This window comes from Janthinobacterium tructae (genome assembly GCF_006517255.1).
Lineage (GTDB): Bacteria > Pseudomonadota > Gammaproteobacteria > Burkholderiales > Burkholderiaceae_D > Janthinobacterium > Janthinobacterium tructae.
Map to the genome: position 1 here is coordinate 4,132,662 of NZ_CP041185.1, position 17,583 is coordinate 4,150,244.

At 64.1% G+C, this 17,583-nt stretch carries 18 protein-coding genes and 1 tRNA gene; 17 read left to right on the forward strand and 2 right to left on the reverse strand.

Going from position 1 to position 17,583, the window contains the following annotated elements; translation table 11 throughout:
* The first annotated feature begins 89 nt into the window (after window positions 1–89).
* The 10 genes from FJQ89_RS18045 to FJQ89_RS18090 all read left to right on the forward strand — a co-directional run bounded on the left by FJQ89_RS18045 (window position 90) and on the right by FJQ89_RS18090 (window position 11,478).
* Entirely contained in the window at window positions 90–533 is a 444-nt protein-coding gene (locus FJQ89_RS18045) for a YchJ family protein (protein WP_141171155.1), read from the forward strand.
* Between the two features lie 40 nt (window positions 534–573).
* Window positions 574–2,196, forward strand: a complete 1,623-nt coding sequence (locus FJQ89_RS18050) for a carboxyl transferase domain-containing protein (protein WP_141171156.1) — start codon at window positions 574–576, stop codon at window positions 2,194–2,196.
* Window positions 2,197–2,217: 21 nt separating this feature from the next.
* Complete coding sequence (locus tag FJQ89_RS18055; protein WP_141171157.1) at window positions 2,218–3,006, forward strand: enoyl-CoA hydratase/isomerase family protein; 789 nt, start codon at window positions 2,218–2,220, stop codon at window positions 3,004–3,006.
* 19 nt (window positions 3,007–3,025) lie between these two features.
* Window positions 3,026–4,366: an adenosylmethionine--8-amino-7-oxononanoate transaminase gene (gene bioA / locus FJQ89_RS18060; protein WP_243136112.1), complete on the forward strand. Its 1,341-nt coding sequence runs from the start codon at window positions 3,026–3,028 to the stop codon at window positions 4,364–4,366.
* Window position 4,367: 1 nt separating this feature from the next.
* A complete protein-coding gene (gene bioF / locus FJQ89_RS18065; RefSeq protein ID WP_141171159.1) occupies window positions 4,368–5,564 on the forward strand; it encodes an 8-amino-7-oxononanoate synthase in 1,197 nt (398 codons plus the stop codon).
* Complete coding sequence (bioD, locus tag FJQ89_RS18070; RefSeq protein WP_141171160.1) at window positions 5,554–6,345, forward strand: dethiobiotin synthase; 792 nt, start codon at window positions 5,554–5,556, stop codon at window positions 6,343–6,345. The genes bioF and bioD overlap by 11 nt, the downstream gene beginning before the upstream one ends.
* Before the next feature lie 30 nt (window positions 6,346–6,375).
* Entirely contained in the window at window positions 6,376–7,422 is a 1,047-nt protein-coding gene (gene bioB / locus FJQ89_RS18075) for a biotin synthase BioB (protein ID WP_141171161.1), read from the forward strand.
* Window positions 7,423–7,582: 160 nt separating this feature from the next.
* Window positions 7,583–9,610, forward strand: coding sequence for an acetyl/propionyl/methylcrotonyl-CoA carboxylase subunit alpha (locus FJQ89_RS18080; protein WP_141171162.1), 2,028 nt, complete (start codon window positions 7,583–7,585; stop codon window positions 9,608–9,610).
* A gap of 10 nt (window positions 9,611–9,620) precedes the next feature.
* On the forward strand, window positions 9,621–10,553 hold the full coding sequence (locus FJQ89_RS18085; protein WP_141171163.1) for a 2-hydroxyacid dehydrogenase: 933 nt from the start codon (window positions 9,621–9,623) through the stop codon (window positions 10,551–10,553).
* A gap of 1 nt (window position 10,554) precedes the next feature.
* A complete protein-coding gene (locus FJQ89_RS18090) occupies window positions 10,555–11,478 on the forward strand; it encodes a hydroxymethylglutaryl-CoA lyase (RefSeq protein ID WP_141171164.1) in 924 nt (307 codons plus the stop codon).
* A gap of 179 nt (window positions 11,479–11,657) precedes the next feature.
* Here FJQ89_RS18090 and FJQ89_RS18095 read toward each other — a convergent pair.
* A tRNA-Pro gene (locus FJQ89_RS18095) sits at window positions 11,658–11,734 on the reverse strand.
* A gap of 165 nt (window positions 11,735–11,899) precedes the next feature.
* Between FJQ89_RS18095 and FJQ89_RS18100 the strand changes: the two genes are divergently transcribed.
* The 3 genes from FJQ89_RS18100 (at window position 11,900) to FJQ89_RS18110 (ending at window position 13,594) form a co-directional block, all read left to right on the forward strand.
* The gene (locus tag FJQ89_RS18100) at window positions 11,900–12,541 is read left to right on the forward strand and encodes a hypothetical protein (protein WP_141171165.1); all 642 of its coding nucleotides are present in this window, start codon (window positions 11,900–11,902) and stop codon (window positions 12,539–12,541) included.
* A gap of 65 nt (window positions 12,542–12,606) precedes the next feature.
* On the forward strand, window positions 12,607–13,218 hold the full coding sequence (locus tag FJQ89_RS18105) for a nucleotidyltransferase domain-containing protein (protein ID WP_243136113.1): 612 nt from the start codon (window positions 12,607–12,609) through the stop codon (window positions 13,216–13,218).
* Window positions 13,157–13,594 carry a hypothetical protein gene (locus tag FJQ89_RS18110; protein ID WP_141171167.1) on the forward strand — a complete coding sequence of 146 codons (438 nt, stop codon included), beginning with the start codon at window positions 13,157–13,159 and terminating at the stop codon, window positions 13,592–13,594. The genes FJQ89_RS18105 and FJQ89_RS18110 overlap by 62 nt, the downstream gene beginning before the upstream one ends.
* Window positions 13,595–13,598: 4 nt before the next feature.
* On the opposite strand, the gene rsmI is transcribed toward FJQ89_RS18110, so the two are convergent.
* On the reverse strand, window positions 13,599–14,507 hold the full coding sequence (rsmI, locus tag FJQ89_RS18115; protein ID WP_141171168.1) for a 16S rRNA (cytidine(1402)-2'-O)-methyltransferase: 909 nt from the start codon (window positions 14,505–14,507) through the stop codon (window positions 13,599–13,601).
* 165 nt (window positions 14,508–14,672) lie between these two features.
* On the opposite strand from rsmI, the gene FJQ89_RS18120 reads away from it, so the two are divergent.
* From FJQ89_RS18120 to FJQ89_RS18135, 4 genes are read left to right on the forward strand one after another with little or no spacing between them, the layout of a single operon-like run.
* Window positions 14,673–15,875: a penicillin-binding protein activator gene (locus FJQ89_RS18120; protein WP_141171169.1), complete on the forward strand. Its 1,203-nt coding sequence runs from the start codon at window positions 14,673–14,675 to the stop codon at window positions 15,873–15,875.
* An 11-nt stretch (window positions 15,876–15,886) separates the two neighbouring features.
* Window positions 15,887–16,246 carry a YraN family protein gene (locus FJQ89_RS18125; protein WP_141171170.1) on the forward strand — a complete coding sequence of 120 codons (360 nt, stop codon included), beginning with the start codon at window positions 15,887–15,889 and terminating at the stop codon, window positions 16,244–16,246.
* A 57-nt stretch (window positions 16,247–16,303) separates the two neighbouring features.
* Window positions 16,304–16,900 carry a phosphoheptose isomerase gene (locus FJQ89_RS18130; RefSeq protein ID WP_141171171.1) on the forward strand — a complete coding sequence of 199 codons (597 nt, stop codon included), beginning with the start codon at window positions 16,304–16,306 and terminating at the stop codon, window positions 16,898–16,900.
* The gene (locus FJQ89_RS18135) at window positions 16,893–17,579 is read left to right on the forward strand and encodes a BON domain-containing protein (protein ID WP_141171172.1); all 687 of its coding nucleotides are present in this window, start codon (window positions 16,893–16,895) and stop codon (window positions 17,577–17,579) included. The genes FJQ89_RS18130 and FJQ89_RS18135 overlap by 8 nt, the downstream gene beginning before the upstream one ends.
* The last annotated feature ends 4 nt before the right edge of the window (window positions 17,580–17,583 follow it).

Sequence of the window (17,583 nt, forward strand, 5' to 3'; positions counted from 1 at the left end):
GCCAAGGCGGCGCGCACGCGCCGCTGCCGATATGGCGGATAATTGCGGAACTTTCCTGTTCCCTCTTTTCTGTTCCATATCGCTACCGCATGCCCACACCCTCGACATCTGCCGCCTGCCCCTGTGGCGGCGCCTCCTACGCCAGCTGCTGCGGCCCGTATATCGCGGGCGACGCCTTGCCGCCCACGGCTGCATCCCTGATGCGTTCGCGCTACACGGCGTTCACCTTGCGCGATGAGCCCTACCTGCGCGCCACCTGGCACGCCAGCACCCGTCCCACCGACGCTTTATTTGCCGAAGAAGAAAAAGTCCACTGGCTGGGACTTGAGGTAAAATCTGCTTTACGTTTACGTCAACGTAAAGCAATATCAGCAGATCAAGCCGAAGAGATACACCGCGACAGCGTGGAATTCGTGGCCCGCTACAAGGTCAACGGCCGCGCGCACCGCCTGCATGAAGTGAGCCGCTTCGTGCGCGAGGCTGGTGACGGTGGCATGCGCTGGTTTTATCTCGACGGCAGTTTTCCCGAATAGCGCGACCCGAGAGACCGGGCGATCATAAAAAGGAACAGCAATGCCGCACATCGAAAGCAAACTCAATCCGCGCAGTGAAGATTTCAAGGCCAATGCCGCGGCCATGCAAGCCATCGTCGACGATCTGCGCGACAAGGTCGAGAAAATCGCGGCCGGCGGCGGCGAAGCGGCAGCCGCCAAGCACCTGGCGCGCGGAAAACTGCTGCCGCGCGACCGCGTGCAGATGCTGCTCGATCCCGGCACGCCCTTCCTCGAGTTTTCCCAGATGGCGGCCTATGCCATGTACCAGGACGCCAAGGGCGTCGATGCGGCGCCTTCCGCCGGCATCATCACCGGCATCGGCCGCGTCTCGGGCCAGGAATGCGTCATCGTCTGCAACGACGCCACCGTCAAGGGCGGCACGTATTACCCGATGACGGTGAAAAAGCATTTGCGCGCCCAGGAAATCGCCGACCAGAACAACCTGCCCTGCATCTACCTGGTCGACTCGGGCGGCGCCAACCTGCCGAACCAGGACGACGTCTTCCCCGACCGCGACCATTTCGGCCGCATCTTCTACAACCAGGCGAATTTGTCGGCCAAGGGCATCCCGCAGATCGCCGTCGTGATGGGTTCTTGCACGGCGGGCGGCGCGTATGTGCCGGCCATGAGCGATGAATCGATCATCGTCAAGGAGCAGGGCACGATTTTCCTCGGCGGCCCGCCGCTGGTGAAAGCGGCGACGGGTGAAGTGGTGACGGCCGAAGACCTGGGCGGCGGCGACGTGCACACGCGCTTGTCCGGCGTGGTCGACCACCTCGCGCAAAACGATCTGCATGCGCTGTCGCTGGCGCGCACCATCGTCTCGAACCTGAACCGCACCAAGCCGCAGCAGATGGCCTTGCGTGCATCCGTCGAACCGGCATACCCGACGCAGGAACTGTATGGCGTGATCCCCGTCGATACGCGCAAACCGTTCGACGTGAGGGAGGTGATCGCGCGCATCGTCGACGGCAGCGATTTCGACGAATTCAAGGCGCGCTACGGCACCACCCTGATCTGCGGCTTCGCGCATATCTATGGCGTAAAAGTCGGCATCATCGCCAATAACGGTATCTTGTTCTCCGAATCAGCGCTGAAAGGCACGCATTTCATCGAATTGTGCTGCCAGCGCAAGATCCCGCTCGTGTTCCTGCAAAATATCACCGGCTTCATGGTGGGGCGCAAGTACGAAAACGAGGGCATCGCCCGCAATGGCGCCAAGATGGTGACGGCCGTGGCCACGGCCGCCGTGCCGAAATTCACGGTCATCATCGGCGGCAGCTTCGGAGCCGGCAATTACGGCATGTGCGGCCGCGCGTTCTCTCCGCGCTTCATGTGGATGTGGCCGAATGCGCGCATTTCCGTCATGGGCGGCGACCAGGCCGCGTCCGTGCTGGCGACCGTCAAACGCGACGGCATCGAGAGCAAGGGCGGGCAGTGGAGCGCGGACGAGGAAGCGGCCTTCAAGCAGCCGATCAAGGATCAATACGAACACCAGGGCCACCCATACTACGCCACCGCGCGCCTGTGGGACGATGGCGTGATCGACCCGGCCGACACGCGCATGGTGCTGGGCCTGGGCCTGTCGGCCGCCTTGAACGCGGAAATCCCGGACACGAAGTTCGGCGTATTCCGCATGTAAGCGGCATTGAGGGAGAAGATCATGGAATTTGAAACCTTAAAGCTGGTCATCGAGGGCAATGTCGCCACCGTGACCCTGAATCGCCCCGATGTGCGCAATGCCTTCAACGAGACGACGATCGCCGAACTGGCACGCGCCTTCGAGGGGCTGGGACGCAGCGACATGGTGCGCGCCATCGTGCTGGCCGCGAATGGCGCGGCCTTTTGCGCCGGTGCGGACTTGAACTGGATGAAGAAGATGGCCGGCTACACGCATGCCGAAAACCAGGCCGACGCACTGCAACTGGCGCAGATGCTGCGCACGATTTACCTGTGTCCCAAGCCCGTGGTGGCGAAGATCCAGGGCGACTGCTATGCGGGCGGCATGGGCCTCGTCGCCGCATGCGATATCATTCTGGTTGCGGAAGACGTGCATTTCTGCCTGAGCGAAGTGCGGCTGGGACTGATCCCGGCCACTATTTCACCGTATGTCATCAAGGCCATGGGCGAAAACGCGGCACGCCGCTATTTCCTGACCGCGGAGCGATTCTCTGCACAGGAAGCGCTGCGCATCGGCTTTGCCCACGAGGTAGTCGAGGCAAGCGCGCTGGACGCGAAAACCTTTGAAGTGCTCAAAGCGCTGACGGGCAACAGCCCGCACGCCGTGGCGCAAGCGAAAACGCTGGTGCGCGAGATCGTTGGCCAGCCGGTCGATGACGCGCTGCTGGCGGACACCGCCGAGCGCATCGCGCAGATCCGCGCCTCGGAGCAGGGCCGCGAAGGCGTGCAATCGTTCCTCGACAAGCGCAAGCCGAGTTGGCTCATGGGCTAGCAATATCATTGGAGCAGTTTTGAAAGCAGAAAAACAATCGGGCTGGGTCGAACGCAGTCTGCGCAGCGTGTGGCACCCTTGCACACAGATGCAGCATCACGCGAGTGGCAACAACAGCGTTCCGCTCATCCCCGTCAGCCATGGCCGCGGCGCCTGGCTGTATGACCACGAAGGCCGACGCTACCTGGACGCCATCAGCTCCTGGTGGGTGAACCTGTTCGGCCACGCCAATCCGCGCATCAATGCGGAACTCAAGGACCAGCTGGACCGCCTGGAACACGCGATGCTGGCCGGTTTCACGCATGCACCGGTGGTCGAACTGTCGGAAAAGCTGTCGGCATTGACGGGCGGCGTGCTTGGCCACAGCTTTTACGCGTCCGACGGCGCCTCGGCCGTGGAAATCGCCCTGAAAATGAGTTTTCACGCGTGGCGCAACAGCGGCAAGAGTGAAAAACAGGAATTCGTCTGCCTGAAAGGCAGCTACCACGGCGAAACCATCGGCGCGCTGGCCGTCACGGATGTCGCCCTGTTCAAGGATGCCTACGGCCCCCTGCTGCGCGCCTCGCAGACGGTGATGTCGCCCGACTTCCGCCAGGCGTTTGAGGGCGAATCTGCCGAAGACGTGGCGCGCCGCGCGGCGGCCGACGTGGAACAGCTGTTCCAGCAGAAGGCAGACAAGATCGCCGCCATCATCATCGAGCCGCTGGTGCAATGCGCCACCGGCATGGCCATGCACGACCCCTTGTACCTGTCGCTGGTGCGCGCCCTGTGCGACCGCTATCAGGTCCATTTGATACTCGACGAAATCGCCGTCGGCTGCGGCCGCACGGGCACTTTCTTTGCGTGCGAACAGGCCGGCATCTGGCCCGACTTCGTGTGTCTGTCCAAGGGAATCAGCGGCGGCTATCTGCCCCTGTCCCTGGTGATGACGCGCGAAGACATCTACCAGGCGTTCTACAGCACCGATGTGCGCCGCGGCTTCTTGCATTCGCACTCGTACACGGGCAACCCGCTGGCCTGCCGCGCCGCGCTGGCGACCCTGGCCATCTTCGAGGAAGACGATGTGCTGGTGGCCAACCGCGCGCGCGCCGCCAAGATTACGCGCGCCCTGGCGCCGCTGGCGCAGCATGAGCGCGTAAAACACTTCCGCCAGCAGGGCATGATCTGGGCCTTCGATGCCGTCGATGCGGCGCCCGATTTTTCGCGCCGCTTCTTCAGCACGGCGCTGGAACACGAACTGCTGATGCGCCCCATCGGTTCGACCGTCTACCTGATGCCGCCGTATATCCTCGACGACGAGGAAATCGCGGGCCTGGGCCAACAGACGCTGGCCGTCTTCAACACAGTGATCGGGGCCTGAGATGGAACTGATCGCACGATTACAACAGCAGCTGCAAGGGCTGGAAGAGCGCAGCCTGATCCGCCGCCGCCGCACCGTCGACACGCCGTGCGCGCCGCGCCTGACGGTGGACGGGCGCGACATGCTGGCCTTTTGCAGCAATGACTACCTGGGCCTGGCGTCGCATCCGCGCATCGTCGCCGCGCTGAAAGAAGGCGCCGACCTGTATGGCGCCGGTAGCGGCGCTTCTCACCTGATCAGTGGCCACAGCCGCGCCCACGCGCAGCTGGAAGAACGGCTGGCCGCTTTCGTCGGCGCCAACCTGGAACAGGCGCGCGCCCTGTATTTTTGCACGGGTTACATGGCTAATTTAGCTGTGCTGACCGCACTGGCGGCGGGCGACGCGGAGACCGAGATCTTCTCGGAAGCGCTGAACCACGCCTCGCTGATCGACGGCACGCGCCTGGCCCGCGTCAAGACGCGCGTGTATCCGCATGCGGACCTCGATGCCCTGGCGGCCCTGCTGGCGGCCAGCACGGCGCAGACAAAGATTGTCGTCACCGACAGCGTCTTCAGCATGGATGGCGACCTGGCGCCGCTGCCCGCGCTTCTGGCCCTGTGCGAGCGCTATGGCGCCTGGCTGGTGGTCGACGATGCGCATGGCTTCGGCGCGCTGGGCGAGAATGGCCGCGGCGCGCTGGAACACTTCGACCTGCATTCGCCGCACCTGGTCTACGTGGGCACCTTGGGCAAATCGGCCGGCGTGGGTGGCGCTTTTGTTTGCGCGCACGAAGCAGTGATCGAAACGCTGATCCAGAAGGCGCGCCCCTACATCTTCACCACGGCCGCCGCGCCCGCGCTCGCGCATGCGCTCCTGGCCAGCCTGGACATCATCGCCGGTGAGGAAGGAAAACAACGTCGCAGGCACCTGGCGGCGCTGGTGGCGCAATGGAACGAGGGCTTGCAACTGCAACACTGGCAAGCCTTGCCATCACTGTCCGCCATCCAGCCCGTCATCATCGGCGACAACGCGGACATGCTGGCCGTCGCCGCTCAACTGTACCAGCAGGGACTGTGGGTCGGCGCCATCCGCCCGCCCACCGTGCCAGCGGGATCGGCGCGCCTGCGCGTGACCCTGTCGGCCGGCCACACGGCGCAGGAAGTGGCGCAACTGATCAATGCAATCAACACCCTGGAAAGGACACGCCATGAGCCTTGATGACCCTATCGTGGCGGCAGTGCTGGCGGACCTGGCGCCGGCCGTGCAGCCGGCTCCGGCCATTGCCGGCCTGCCATCGCGCTTTGCCTGTTTCGTCACCGGCACGGACACGGAAATCGGCAAGACCTTGACCTCGTCGGCCCTGCTGCACGCGCTGGTGGCGCGCGGCGTGCGCGCCTGCGGCATGAAGCCCGTCGCCGCCGGCGCCGAGATGCGCGACGGCGAGCTGCATAATGAAGACGCCGACAGCCTGATCGCCGCCGGCAACGTCACCATGCTGCGCAGCCTGACCACGCCCTACATGCTGAAGGAAGCGGCAGCGCCGCACATCGCCGCCGACCTCGAAGGCGTCAGTATCGAGTCGGTGCCGATTTTGGCCGCCTACCTGGAAATCGCAGCCGCCTCGGACGCCGTCGTGGTCGAAGGCGTGGGCGGTTTCCGCGTGCCGCTGTCGCCCGGCTTTGATTCGGCCGACCTGGCGCAGCAGCTCGATCTTCCCGTGATCCTCGTGGTCGGCATGCGTCTGGGTTGCATCAGCCAGGCCTTGCTGACGCTGGAAGCGATCGAAGCGCGCGGCCTGACGGTGATCGGCTGGGTCGCCAACACCCTGGAAGTGGAAATGCGCTTCCTCGACGAAAATATCGATGCGCTGATCGAGCGCATCCCGGCGCCGCTGCTGGGCAGGGTGCCGCGCCTGGCGCAGCCGAGCGCGCAAGCGGCGGCGGCGTATCTCGATTTCACCGGCTTGCCCAACTGGCCGGCGCAGCATCCCAACACTTAAACGTATTCAAAAGAGAAGCGAAGGAATCACATGTCTCACGTCCAAGAAGCAGCAAAAACCGTCGAACTGCACCGCCCTGCGGCGCGCATCACCGTGCCGGAAGCGGCCACCTGGCCCGTCGCCGATGTACTGGCCCTGTTCGACCTGCCATTCAATGACCTGATGTTCAAGGCCCAGCAAACCCACCGCATCAACTTCCCCGATGGCGACGTGGAACTGGCGACCCTGTTATCGATCAAGACGGGCGGCTGCGAAGAAGACTGCGGCTACTGTCCGCAAGCGGCCCGCTATGACACGGGCGTGGAAGCGAAAAAAATCCTCGACATCGACACGGTGCTCGACGCGGCGCGCCAGGCGAAAGCCAATGGCGCCACGCGCTTCTGCATGGGCGCCGCCTGGCGCAGCCCGAAAGAGCGCGACATGGAAAAAGTCGAAGAGATGGTGACCAAGGTAAAAGCGCTGGGCCTGGAAACCTGCGCCACTTTGGGCATGCTGGAAGAGGGACAAGCGGACCGCCTGAAAAACGCGGGCCTGGACTTCTACAACCATAACCTCGATACGGCGCCCGAGTTCTACGACAACGTCATCTCCACGCGCGAATACCAGGACCGTCTGGACACTTTGGGCCGCGTGCGCGAAGCAGGCTTGAAAGTGTGCTGCGGCGGCATCGTCGGCATGGGCGAAACGCGTCTGCAGCGCGCGGGCCTGATCGCCCAGCTGGCCAATTTGAATCCGTATCCGGAATCGGTGCCCGTCAATCACCTGGTGCAGGTGGAAGGCACGCCTTTGTTCGGCCTGGAAGCGCTCGATCCATTTGAATTCGTGCGCACGATCGCCGTTGCCCGCATCACCATGCCGAAGGCGCGCGTGCGTTTGTCCGCGGGCCGCCGCCAGATGGGCGAAGCCGTGCAAGCGATGTGCTTCCTGGCTGGCGCCAACTCCATCTTCTACGGCGACAAGCTGCTCACCACCGACAACCCGGAAGCGGAAGACGACCGCGTCTTGCTCGGCAAACTGGGCCTGCAGACGCGCGGCGCGATGCTGGACTCGGTGCAGAAAGAGAAGTGCGGCTGCTGATGACAGCCTTGTCGGGTTACGCCGTGCCGGCTAACCCGACCTACGATATCCAGCCTCACCATGCGTAGGTCGGTTTAGCGCGTAGCGCGTAAACCGACAAACCAGCAGACAACGTCCACCAAGAGACAGCTGCCCCTTTTTGAGAGAATAGAGAGAGACCATGTTCACTAAAATCCTGATCGCCAACCGCGGCGAAATCGCTTGCCGTGTCGCCGCTACCGCCCGCCGCATGGGCATACAGACCGTCGCCGTGTATTCGGAAGCGGACGCCAACGCCAAGCACGTCGCCGTGTGCGACGAAGCGGTGCTGATCGGCCCCGCGCCGGCCAAGGAAAGCTATTTGTGCGGCGACAAGATCATCGCCGTGGCGCTGGCGACAGGCGCGCAGGCGATTCACCCCGGCTATGGCTTCCTGTCCGAAAACGCCGACTTCGCCGATGCCTGCCAGGCTGCAGGCCTGGTCTTCATCGGCCCGCCGGCATCCGCCATGCGCGCCATGGGCTCGAAATCGGCCGCCAAGTCGCTGATGGAAAAAGCCAATGTGCCGCTGGTGCCCGGCTACCACGGCGAGGAACAGGATGCGGACTTCCTGCACGGCCAGGCCGACAAGATCGGCTACCCCGTGCTGCTGAAGGCGTCCGCTGGCGGCGGCGGCAAGGGCATGCGCGTCATCGAGAACAGCGCCGACTTCAAGGCCGCACTGGCCTCGTGCAAGCGCGAAGCGATCAGCTCTTTCGGCGACGACAAGGTACTGGCCGAAAAATACCTGTCGCGCCCGCGCCATATCGAAATCCAGGTGTTTGCCGACACGCTCGGCAACTGCATCTACCTGTTCGAGCGCGATTGCTCGGTGCAGCGCCGCCATCAAAAGGTGCTGGAAGAGGCGCCGGCGCCGGGCATGCCGGCTGAGCGCCGTGCCGCCATGGGCGAGGCGGCCGTCGCCGCCGCCAAGGCTGTCGGCTACGTGGGCGCGGGCACGGTCGAATTCATCGCCAACCAGGATGGCTCGTTTTACTTCATGGAGATGAACACGCGCCTGCAGGTGGAACACCCGGTGACGGAAATGATCACCGGCACCGACCTGGTGGAATGGCAGTTGCGCGTCGCCTTTGGCGAGCCGCTGCCGAAAAAACAGAGCGAACTGACGATCCACGGCCACGCCATCGAGGCGCGCATCTATGCGGAAAATCCGGAGAAGGGCTTCCTGCCGTCGATCGGCACCCTGCGTCACATGCAGTCGCCATCGGCCGTCACGTTCGAGCTCGGTGGCACGCTGGTTCCGGCCGCCGTGCGCATCGATTCGGGCGTGCGCGAGGGCGACGCCATCTCTCCCTTCTACGACCCGATGATCGCCAAGCTGATCGTCTGGGGCGCGGATCGCCGCGAAGCGCTGGCGCGCATGGCGCAGGCGCTGTCGGAATACCAGATCGTCGGCCTGGCCAGCAATATCGCCTTCTTGAAACGCCTGGTCGAAGGCCAGGCCTTTGCCAGCGCGGACCTCGACACGGGTTTGATCGAGCGCAATCAGGCGTCGCTGTTCCCCGCCCTGCAGGCGGCGCCCGACACGGCCCTGGCGCTGGCGGCAGTCAGCCTGCTGACGCAAGAAAAAACCGCGTCCGAAGCGCAGTCGAGCAACCCCGCCGACCCGTGGGGCAATGCACTGGGCTGGCGCCTGAACAGCACCCTGGGCCGCAACCTGTCGTTCGCCGATGAATTCGCACTGGCCGGCGACAGCAAGGCCTATGCCGCGCGCATCGCCTACAAGACCGATGGCTGGCTGTTCAACGGCCAGACTCTCACCTTGACGGCGCGCAAAGGCAACGAGCTGCACATCAAGCTCGGTGAGCGTGCCGTGCACGGCACGGTGCTGCGCGACGGCGAGCAGTTCCACGTATTCACCGGCGGCTTGCACCACACCCTGCACTACAACTACCCGATGGCGCATGCGGGCGAAACGGAAGCGGAAGGCGGGCGCCTAACGGCACCGATGCCGGGCAAGGTCGTCGCCGTGCTGGTGAACAAGGGCCAGGATGTCAAGAAGGGCGAGCCTCTGGTCATCATGGAAGCGATGAAGATGGAACACACGATCGCCGCGCCGCACGACGGCCTGGTGGAAGACGTGCTGTATGCGGTCGGCGACCAGGTGGCCGACGGCGCGCCGCTGCTGGCCTTCAAGGCTGCCGCATAGAGGTAAGCATATGCGCATCCTGTTACAACGCTCGGACGGCAAGGAAGCGGCGTGGATCGCCGATTTTAAAACCTTGCTGCCCGAAGCGGAAATTGTCTTCTGGCGCGAACGCGCCACGTTCGCGCCGTGCGACTACGCCGTCGTATGGCAGCCGCCCGCCGCCATGCTGCCCGCATTAAGCGAAGTCAAAGCCATCTTCAACACGGGCGCGGGCGTCGACGCGCTCCTGAAATTTGGCGAGGCGCTGCCCGCGCACGTGCCGCTGGTACGCCTCGATGACGCGGGCATGGGCGTGCAGATGGCCGAGTATGTGAGCCACGCCGTGCTGCGCCACTTCCGCCGCTTCGACGACTACGAAGCGCAGGGCCGCGCCGGCATCTGGCAGCCGCTGCCCGCGTTCGACAAGATGGATTTCCCCGTCGGCGTGCTGGGCATGGGCGTGCTGGGCACGCGCGTGCTGCAAGCGCTGGCGCAGTTCGAATTTCCGCTGCGCGGCTGGAGCCGCAGCCAGAAGCACATCGATGGCGTGCAGTGTTTTGCGGGCGGAGAGGGGCTCGATGCCTTCTTGCGCGGCACGCGCCTGCTGGTGTGCATGCTGCCGCTCACGCCGGACACGCACAACCTGCTCGACCGCGCCCGCCTGTCGATGCTGCTGCCGGGCGCCTACGTCATCAACGTGGCGCGCGGCGCGCATCTCGCCGAACCTGATTTATTGACGCTGATCCGCTCCGGGCATATCGCCGGGGCGACGCTCGACGTGTTCCGCAACGAGCCGCTGCCGCAGCAGCACCCGTTCTGGCAAGAACCCCGCATCACCATCACGCCGCATATTTCGGCGGCCACCCTGCGCCGCGAAAGCGTGGCGCAGATCGCCGCCAAGATGCGCCGCCTGCACGCCGGAGACTCTGTCGCCGGCATCGTCAACCGTTTGCAAGGATATTGAGATGAGCAATCAACCGCATTTGCCGAAACAGGTCAAGATCGTCGAAGTGGGTCCGCGCGACGGCCTGCAAAACGAAAAGGACACCATCAGCGCCGCCGTCAAGATCGAGCTGGTCGACCGCCTGACCCTGGCCGGCTTCGCCAATATCGAGGCGGCGTCGTTCGTCTCGCCGAAATGGGTGCCGCAGATGGCCACCAGCGCGGAAGTGATGGAAAAGATCGCGCGCCGCCCTGGCACGATGTATTCGGCGCTGACGCCGAACATGCAGGGTTTCGAAGCGGCGCTGGCGGCGAAGGCCGATGAAGTGGTGATCTTCGGCTCCGCCTCCGAGGCCTTCTCGCAAAAGAACATCAACTGCTCGATCGCCGAATCGATCGCCCGCTTCGAAGGCGTGGCGAAGGCGGCCAAGGAACACGGCCTGCGCCTGCGCGGCAGCATCAGCTGCGCCTTCGGCTGCCCCTACCAGGGAGAAGTGCCGCTGGACGCCGTGGCCGACGTGGTGGGCCGCATGCGCGACCTCGGTTGCGACGAAATCGATATCGCCGACACCATCGGCGTGGCCACACCGCGCAAAACGCAGGCGGTGATGCAGCGCGCCATCGCGGCCTTCCACGTGGGTGGCCTGTCCGGCCACTTCCACGACACCTACGGCCAGGCGCTGGCGAATATCTACGCCAGCCTGGAAACGGGTATCGCGATCTATCACTCGTCTGTCTCGGGCCTGGGCGGCTGCCCGTACGCCAAGGGCGCCACCGGCAACGTGGCCACCGAGGACGTGCTGTACATGATGCAGGGGCTGGGCATCGCCACCGGCATCGACCTGGACCTGGTGGTGGACGCGGGGCAGTTCATCTCGCAGCAGCTGGGCCGCAAGGGATCGAGCCGGGCGGGCAACGCCATCGCGGCGAAACGCGCCGCTGTTTGAGGTAGGTCGGATTAGCGCGCAAGCGCGTAATCCGACGCCACCAGGGACATGGCCAACAATGTTGTCGGGTTACGCGCTGCGCGCTAACCCGACCGACCCGACCGACCCCGAACGTACCTGAACCGTACAGACGAAAAAAAACCCAAGAGTCGAAACTCTTGGGTTTTTTTCTACAAATTTGGTCGGAGTACAAGGATTCGAACCTTGGACCCCCTGGTCCCAAACCAGGTGCGCTACCGGGCTGCGCCACACTCCGAAGACCAAGATAATACAGGCCGTATCGACTTCGGTCAAGGGTCAGGTGAAACTCTGTGTAAATTATTTACGCGCAGCACTGGAAGCCCTGTATTTTCAGCATGCATGAAATATGCGACACTCGGTTTGCAAGTTTTCCCGATCAGACATGAAGGCGACGACGGCAATGGATTTCAGTATTGGAAGAAACGGCGGAAGCGGCGGTGGCCAGCCCTTGCCGCATCGCCGCAGCATCGCGCTGGGCATAGCCGTATCCTTGCTGCTGCATGGCGCCTTGATCTATCTGTGGCGCCACGTGCAGCCGTCTGTGCCGCCGGACACGGCCCCGCGCGTGGAATCGATCGCCGTGTGGATACGTCCGCTGGCCACCAAGCCTCCCCCGCCGCCTGTCGAGGTCATCAAGCCGAAGCGCGAAGCAAAACCCGTCAGCAAGCCGAAACTCGCCGCTGCCCGCGAAACGCCGGCAGTGGCCACGGCGCCAGCGGCCAGCCCGCAAGCCATCACGGTGGTGCCGGCCTCACCGGCCACGCCGGCGGCCAGTGCCGATACCTTCACGCAAGAGACGCCAAAGTTCGACATGGAAGCGGCCAGGAAGACGGCGCGCAAGATGGCCGGCGAGCGCGACCCATCCAAGGTGGGCACGGCCGTGGGGCAAATCCCCGACAAGCCGCTGCAAACGGAAACCCAGCTGGCGCGCGACATCGCGCAAGGCAAGCGCGGCGATTGCCGCACCGCCTATGCGGGCGCAGGCTTGCTGGCGCCCGTGCTGATGTTGCTCGACAAGAAGGATAGCGGCTGCAAGTGGTGAGAGCCGGCTTGACTATACCCATATTGGGTACTAACATACCCAATATGGGTACTTTCGCAGATACATTGTTTTCCAAGACACAGCAACGCGTGCTGGCCTTGCTCTTTGGCCAGGCGCAACGCTCTTTCTATGCGAATGAAATTATCGCCTTCGCGGCCATCGGCTCGGGCGCCGTGCAACGCGAACTGGCCAAGCTGGTGAAATCGGCCCTGGTGACCGTCAAAAAAGTGGGCAACCAGAAGCATTACCAGGCCAACCGCAATGCGCCGATATTCGACGAGCTACGCAGCATCGTGCTGAAAACCTTTGGCGTCGCCGATGTGCTGCGCGTCGCGCTGCAACCGTACTGGCAAGAAATAGACCTGGTCTTTGTGTACGGTTCCATGGCCAAGGGCACGGAACACGCACACAGCGACATCGATCTGATGGTCATCGGCAGCATGGCATCGAACACCCAGTTGCTGGCAGCCTTGCAGCCAGCGCAGCAGCAGCTGGGGCGCAGCATCAACCCGACCTTGTACACGCCAGAAGAATGGCGGCAAAGAATAGACGACGGCAAGTCGTTCGTCGTGCGCATCCTCGAACAGCCAAAGATTTTTGTCAAAGGCTCCAACGATGACCTCATCGAGCTCACAGGCGCTGGCGAACCTGGCGCGCATCGGCCAGCTCAAGGCTGAGCCAGCGGACGCACGCGAACGCGCGGGCTTGCTGCGCTCGGCCACCTTGCGCCTGCGCGATGCCAGGCAATTGATACTGTCGCTGGAGAGCCGCTTCGACCTGGCGTATAACGCGGCGCATGCGGCCGCCTTGTCTGCGCTGCGTCAACATGGTTATCGCAGCGACAACCGCTATCTCGTCTTTCAAAGCCTGGAGCACACGCTGGATTTTACGCCGCAGCAATGGCTGCTATTCAATCAGGCGCACCGGAAGCGTAATCTGGCCGAATACGAAGGCGATCTTGATGTCACCGAGGGCTTTGTCGACGAGTTGATCGCGCATGTGGAACAGTTACTCGTAGCGGCCAGGGCACTGGATGTCCAACCGCCATCCTGATCCCTTATTCCTGCCCCTTCAACTGCAGCGCCCGTTCATACAGGGCGTTTTTTTTGCGGCCCGTGATTTGCGCCGTCAGGTTCGCCGCCTGCTTGACGCTGCATTCGGCCAGCAGGATGTTGAGGATGCGTTCCGCTTCCACGTCTTCCGCGTCCTGCGCCTCCGTCGCGCCCTCCAGCAGCACGACGAATTCTCCCTTTTCGCGGTGCGCGTCGGCACGGATCCAGCTTTCCGCTTCGGACAGGGGACAGCGGTGGATTTCCTCGAACATTTTCGTCAGTTCGCGCGCGAACACCACCTGGCGCGTGGGCTCGAACGCTTCCACCAGGGCCGTGGCGCAATCGAGGATGCGGTGCGGCGCCTCATAGAACACCATCGTCGCCGTCACGCCGCGCAGGCTGTGCAGCATGTTTTCGCGCTGCTTGGCCTTCGCCGGCAGGAAGCCGACGAAGTAAAACTGGTCATTCAACAAGCCGCTGGCGGAAATGGCGGTGATCGCCGCCGACGGACCGGGCAGGGGCAGCACGCGCAAGCCGGCCGCACGCACGGCGTCGACGATGCGCGCGCCCGGGTCGGACACGGCGGGCGTGCCCGCGTCGGAGACGAGGGCGATGCGCTCGCCGGCATGCAGGCGGGCGATCAGCGTCTGCGCCACTTCGCGCTCGTTATGTTGATGCGCCGCAATTAACGGCTTGTTCAGGCCAAAGCGCGTCAGCAGGTGCGCCGTGTTGCGCGTATCTTCACAGGCGACGGCGTCGGCAATGCTCAGCAAATGCAGCGCGCGCAGACTGATATCGGTCACATTGCCGATCGGCGTGGCCACTATATACAATGTTGCGATAGGATAGACCTGGTGCGCCGCCTCTGTCATGATGGGCAGGCTGGCGATGGAACTGATTTCTTGTACGGTCATTTTGGAGGTTAAATGCTTGCTAATAGTGTGAAGTTACTGCTTGTTTGTGCCGCGACCGGCATGCTGAGCGCTTGCAGCACGCCTTGCGACGCGCCCGGGCAATTGTGCGCGCCTATTGAATCTAACACAAGGGCGCTGCCGCCACCGAAGCCGCTGCCACCGCCCGTGCCGCGCAAGCCGCCCGCGCCCGAACCGGTGACGTTTGCCGTGGCCGTGCCCGATATTACCGCGTACGACGGCAACGGCGCGCCGCTGGCGCCCATCACCACCAAGCCGGCGACAGGCACGCCGCAGGACATGCCGGCCGCCACGGCGCCGGCGCCGTCCGACGGCAAGGTCCACCACATCGGCCTGCTGCTGCCGCTGCGCTCGGCTTCCCTGGGCCCGGCCGCCGAACTGCTGCGCGCCGGCTTCATGGCTGCGTACGAGCGCGACCGCAGCGGCTTTGAAGTGACGGTGATCGACACGGGCGACGGCAGCAGCGACGTGCTGAACAAGTTTGCGCAAGCGCAAGAGGAACAGGATGTCGTCGTGGGGCCTTTGTCGCGCTCGGCCGTGACGGCCGTGGCGAACAGCGACCTGGTACGCAAGCCGACGATCGCCCTGAACCACCCGGACAACCGCGGCGAGGCGCGCCTGCCGGCCAAGCTGCTGGTCATGGGCCTGTCGATCGAGGCGGAAGCGCGCCAGGTCGCCGCCTGGGCCGCCAGCGAACAACCGGGCGCCAGCGCGCTGATCCTGTCGGCCGGTTCGCCCTCGCAGCGCCGCATCAGCGCCGCCTTCAAGCAGGAATGGCTGCGCCAGGGCGGCAAGGTCGATGTGATGGACTTGACGGCCACGAACGGCTACCTGAGCGATGCGGAACTGGTGCAGCTGCGCGCACGCCTGGCCGCGACGCCGCCGGGCCTGCTGTTTGTCGCACTTGACGCCGACCAGGCGCGCCAGCTGCGCGTGGCCATCGGCAGCGATCTGCCCCTGTATGGCACCTCATCCCTGAATCCCGGCGCCGGGCGCGGCGCCAGCGGCCCCGAGCTCGACGGCGCGCGGCTGCTGGACTTGCCATGGCAAGTCCAGCGCGACCATCCGCAAGTGATGGTGTATCCGCAGCCGCCGCAGCCTGCCGAGCGCCGCCTGACGGCCGACATGGAGCGCCTGTATGCGCTGGGCATCGATGCCTTCCGCGTGGCGCGCGAAGTGGCGTTGCGCCCGAACGCGCCGTTCACGCTCGATGGCGTGACGGGCCGTCTGGCCGTGCGCTTTGACGATGATCAAAGCGTGTTCGAACGCACGGAACAAGCCGCCAGCTACCAGCAGGGCGTGCTGGGCACCTGGCCGCCGGCCACGCCGGCCACGCCACCGGTACAGTAAGGACATGCGCCATGCCGCCCTTCGCTTTCTGGAACAAACGGGAACGGGGACGGCAGGGAGAAGACGATGCGCTCGCGTATCTGCTGCTGCAAGGCCTGGTGCTGCTGCAACGCAATTATCTGTGCAAGGGCGGCGAACTGGACCTGATCATGCGCGATGGCGCCTGCATCGTTTTCGTCGAAGTGCGGCTACGCAGCAGTGCAGCCTACGGCGGCGCCCTGGCCAGCATCACGCCGGCCAAGCAGCGGCGCATGGTGGTGGCCGCGCACACCTGGCTGCAGGGGCAAAAGGCCTTGCCGCCGTGCCGCTTCGACGCGCTGGCCATCGATGGCGGGCACATCAGCTGGCTGCAGAACATCCTCGATATGTAAGCATTTTTAACAGTGCTTGTTCGCCATGCCGCGCGCCTGCACTATAATCGGCAGACTATGAATAATCAACGCATCCTCTCGCACTTCCACGAAAGTGCCGAACTCAAGATCCAGGCCGCTACCGTACTGGCGCCACCCATTGCACAGGCGATCGACCTGATGTTTTATGCATTGTCCAACGGCAACAAGATCCTCGCCTGCGGCAACGGCGGTTCCGCCGCCGACTGCCAGCATTTCGCAGCCGAGCTGGTGGGACGCTTCGAACGCGAGCGCTTTCCGCTGCCGGCCCTGGCGCTGACGACGGATACCTCGATCCTGACGGCCGTGGCCAACGACTACAGCTACCGCGAGATTTTCTCGAAGCAGGTGCAGGCCTTCGGCCAGGCCGGCGACATCCTGCTGGCCATCTCCACGTCGGGCAATTCGGCCAACGTGCTGGCCGCCGTGGAAGCGGCGCTCGAGCGCGAAATGCGCGTCGTGGCGCTGACGGGCAAGGACGGCGGGGCCATCGGCAAGATGCTGACGGACGCCGACGTGCATATCTGCGTGCCGGCCGAGCGCACCGCGCGCATCCAGGAAGTCCATCTGACCACCATACATTGCATCTGCGACGGCATCGACGTCGCGCTATTCGGAGGAGACGTGAATGACTAAATTCGGTACTGGCCCAGGCTGGAAACGCGTACAACGCCCATTGGCTACCGCATTGCTGTGCGGCGCCATGCTCACCTCGCTCACCGGCTGCATCGAACTGATGGTCGGCGGCGCAGTGATGGGCGGCGTTGCCGCAGCGGACCGCCGCACCCTGGGCGCGCAGACCGAAGACAAGTCGATCGCCCTGAAAGGCGAATCGCGCATTCCCTCCATCGTCGGCGATGTTGGCCACGTGAATGTCACCAGCTTCAACCGCCGCGTCCTGCTGACAGGCGAAGTGCGCGATGAGGCGATGAAAAATGCCGTCGAACGCGAAGTACGCAATATCGAGGGCGTGGAATCGGTGGCCAATGAACTGATCATCGCCGGCCCGGCCAGCTACACCTCGCGCTCGAACGACGCGCTGATCACGGCCAAGGTCAAGGCCAGCCTGGTCGACATGAAAACCATCTCGGCCGCCTCGTTCAAGGTCGTCACGGAAAACGGCACCGTCTTCCTGATGGGCCGCGTTACCCAGCGCGAAGGCACGGTCGCGGCCGACGTGGCGCGCGGCGTGGGCGGCGTGCAGAAAGTGGTCAAGCTGTTCGACTACATTTCGGAAGCGGAATTGAAACAATTGCAGCCCGATCCACCGCAGCAGCGCACGACGAGCACGGTCAGCGATACGGTCCAGCAATAAAGTC

What these genes read in the sequence shown, in the direction of transcription:
- FJQ89_RS18055 (WP_141171157.1), top strand. Translation starts at nt 2,218, where the DNA reads ATGGAATTTGAAACCTTAAAGCTGGTCATCGAGGGCAATGTCGCCACC.
- FJQ89_RS18085 (WP_141171163.1), top strand. Translation starts at nt 9,621, where the DNA reads ATGCGCATCCTGTTACAACGCTCGGACGGCAAGGAAGCGGCGTGGATC.
- FJQ89_RS18080 (WP_141171162.1), top strand. Translation starts at nt 7,583, where the DNA reads ATGTTCACTAAAATCCTGATCGCCAACCGCGGCGAAATCGCTTGCCGT.
- FJQ89_RS18110 (WP_141171167.1), top strand. Translation starts at nt 13,157, where the DNA reads ATGACCTCATCGAGCTCACAGGCGCTGGCGAACCTGGCGCGCATCGGC.
- bioB (WP_141171161.1), top strand. Translation starts at nt 6,376, where the DNA reads ATGTCTCACGTCCAAGAAGCAGCAAAAACCGTCGAACTGCACCGCCCT.
- FJQ89_RS18050 (WP_141171156.1), top strand. Translation starts at nt 574, where the DNA reads ATGCCGCACATCGAAAGCAAACTCAATCCGCGCAGTGAAGATTTCAAG.
- FJQ89_RS18090 (WP_141171164.1), top strand. Translation starts at nt 10,555, where the DNA reads ATGAGCAATCAACCGCATTTGCCGAAACAGGTCAAGATCGTCGAAGTG.
- FJQ89_RS18100 (WP_141171165.1), top strand. Translation starts at nt 11,900, where the DNA reads ATGGATTTCAGTATTGGAAGAAACGGCGGAAGCGGCGGTGGCCAGCCC.
- FJQ89_RS18130 (WP_141171171.1), top strand. Translation starts at nt 16,304, where the DNA reads ATGAATAATCAACGCATCCTCTCGCACTTCCACGAAAGTGCCGAACTC.
- FJQ89_RS18045 (WP_141171155.1), top strand. Translation starts at nt 90, where the DNA reads ATGCCCACACCCTCGACATCTGCCGCCTGCCCCTGTGGCGGCGCCTCC.
- rsmI (WP_141171168.1), bottom strand. Translation starts at nt 14,507, where the DNA reads ATGACCGTACAAGAAATCAGTTCCATCGCCAGCCTGCCCATCATGACA.
- FJQ89_RS18135 (WP_141171172.1), top strand. Translation starts at nt 16,893, where the DNA reads ATGACTAAATTCGGTACTGGCCCAGGCTGGAAACGCGTACAACGCCCA.
- bioF (WP_141171159.1), top strand. Translation starts at nt 4,368, where the DNA reads ATGGAACTGATCGCACGATTACAACAGCAGCTGCAAGGGCTGGAAGAG.
- FJQ89_RS18125 (WP_141171170.1), top strand. Translation starts at nt 15,887, where the DNA reads ATGCCGCCCTTCGCTTTCTGGAACAAACGGGAACGGGGACGGCAGGGA.
- bioD (WP_141171160.1), top strand. Translation starts at nt 5,554, where the DNA reads ATGAGCCTTGATGACCCTATCGTGGCGGCAGTGCTGGCGGACCTGGCG.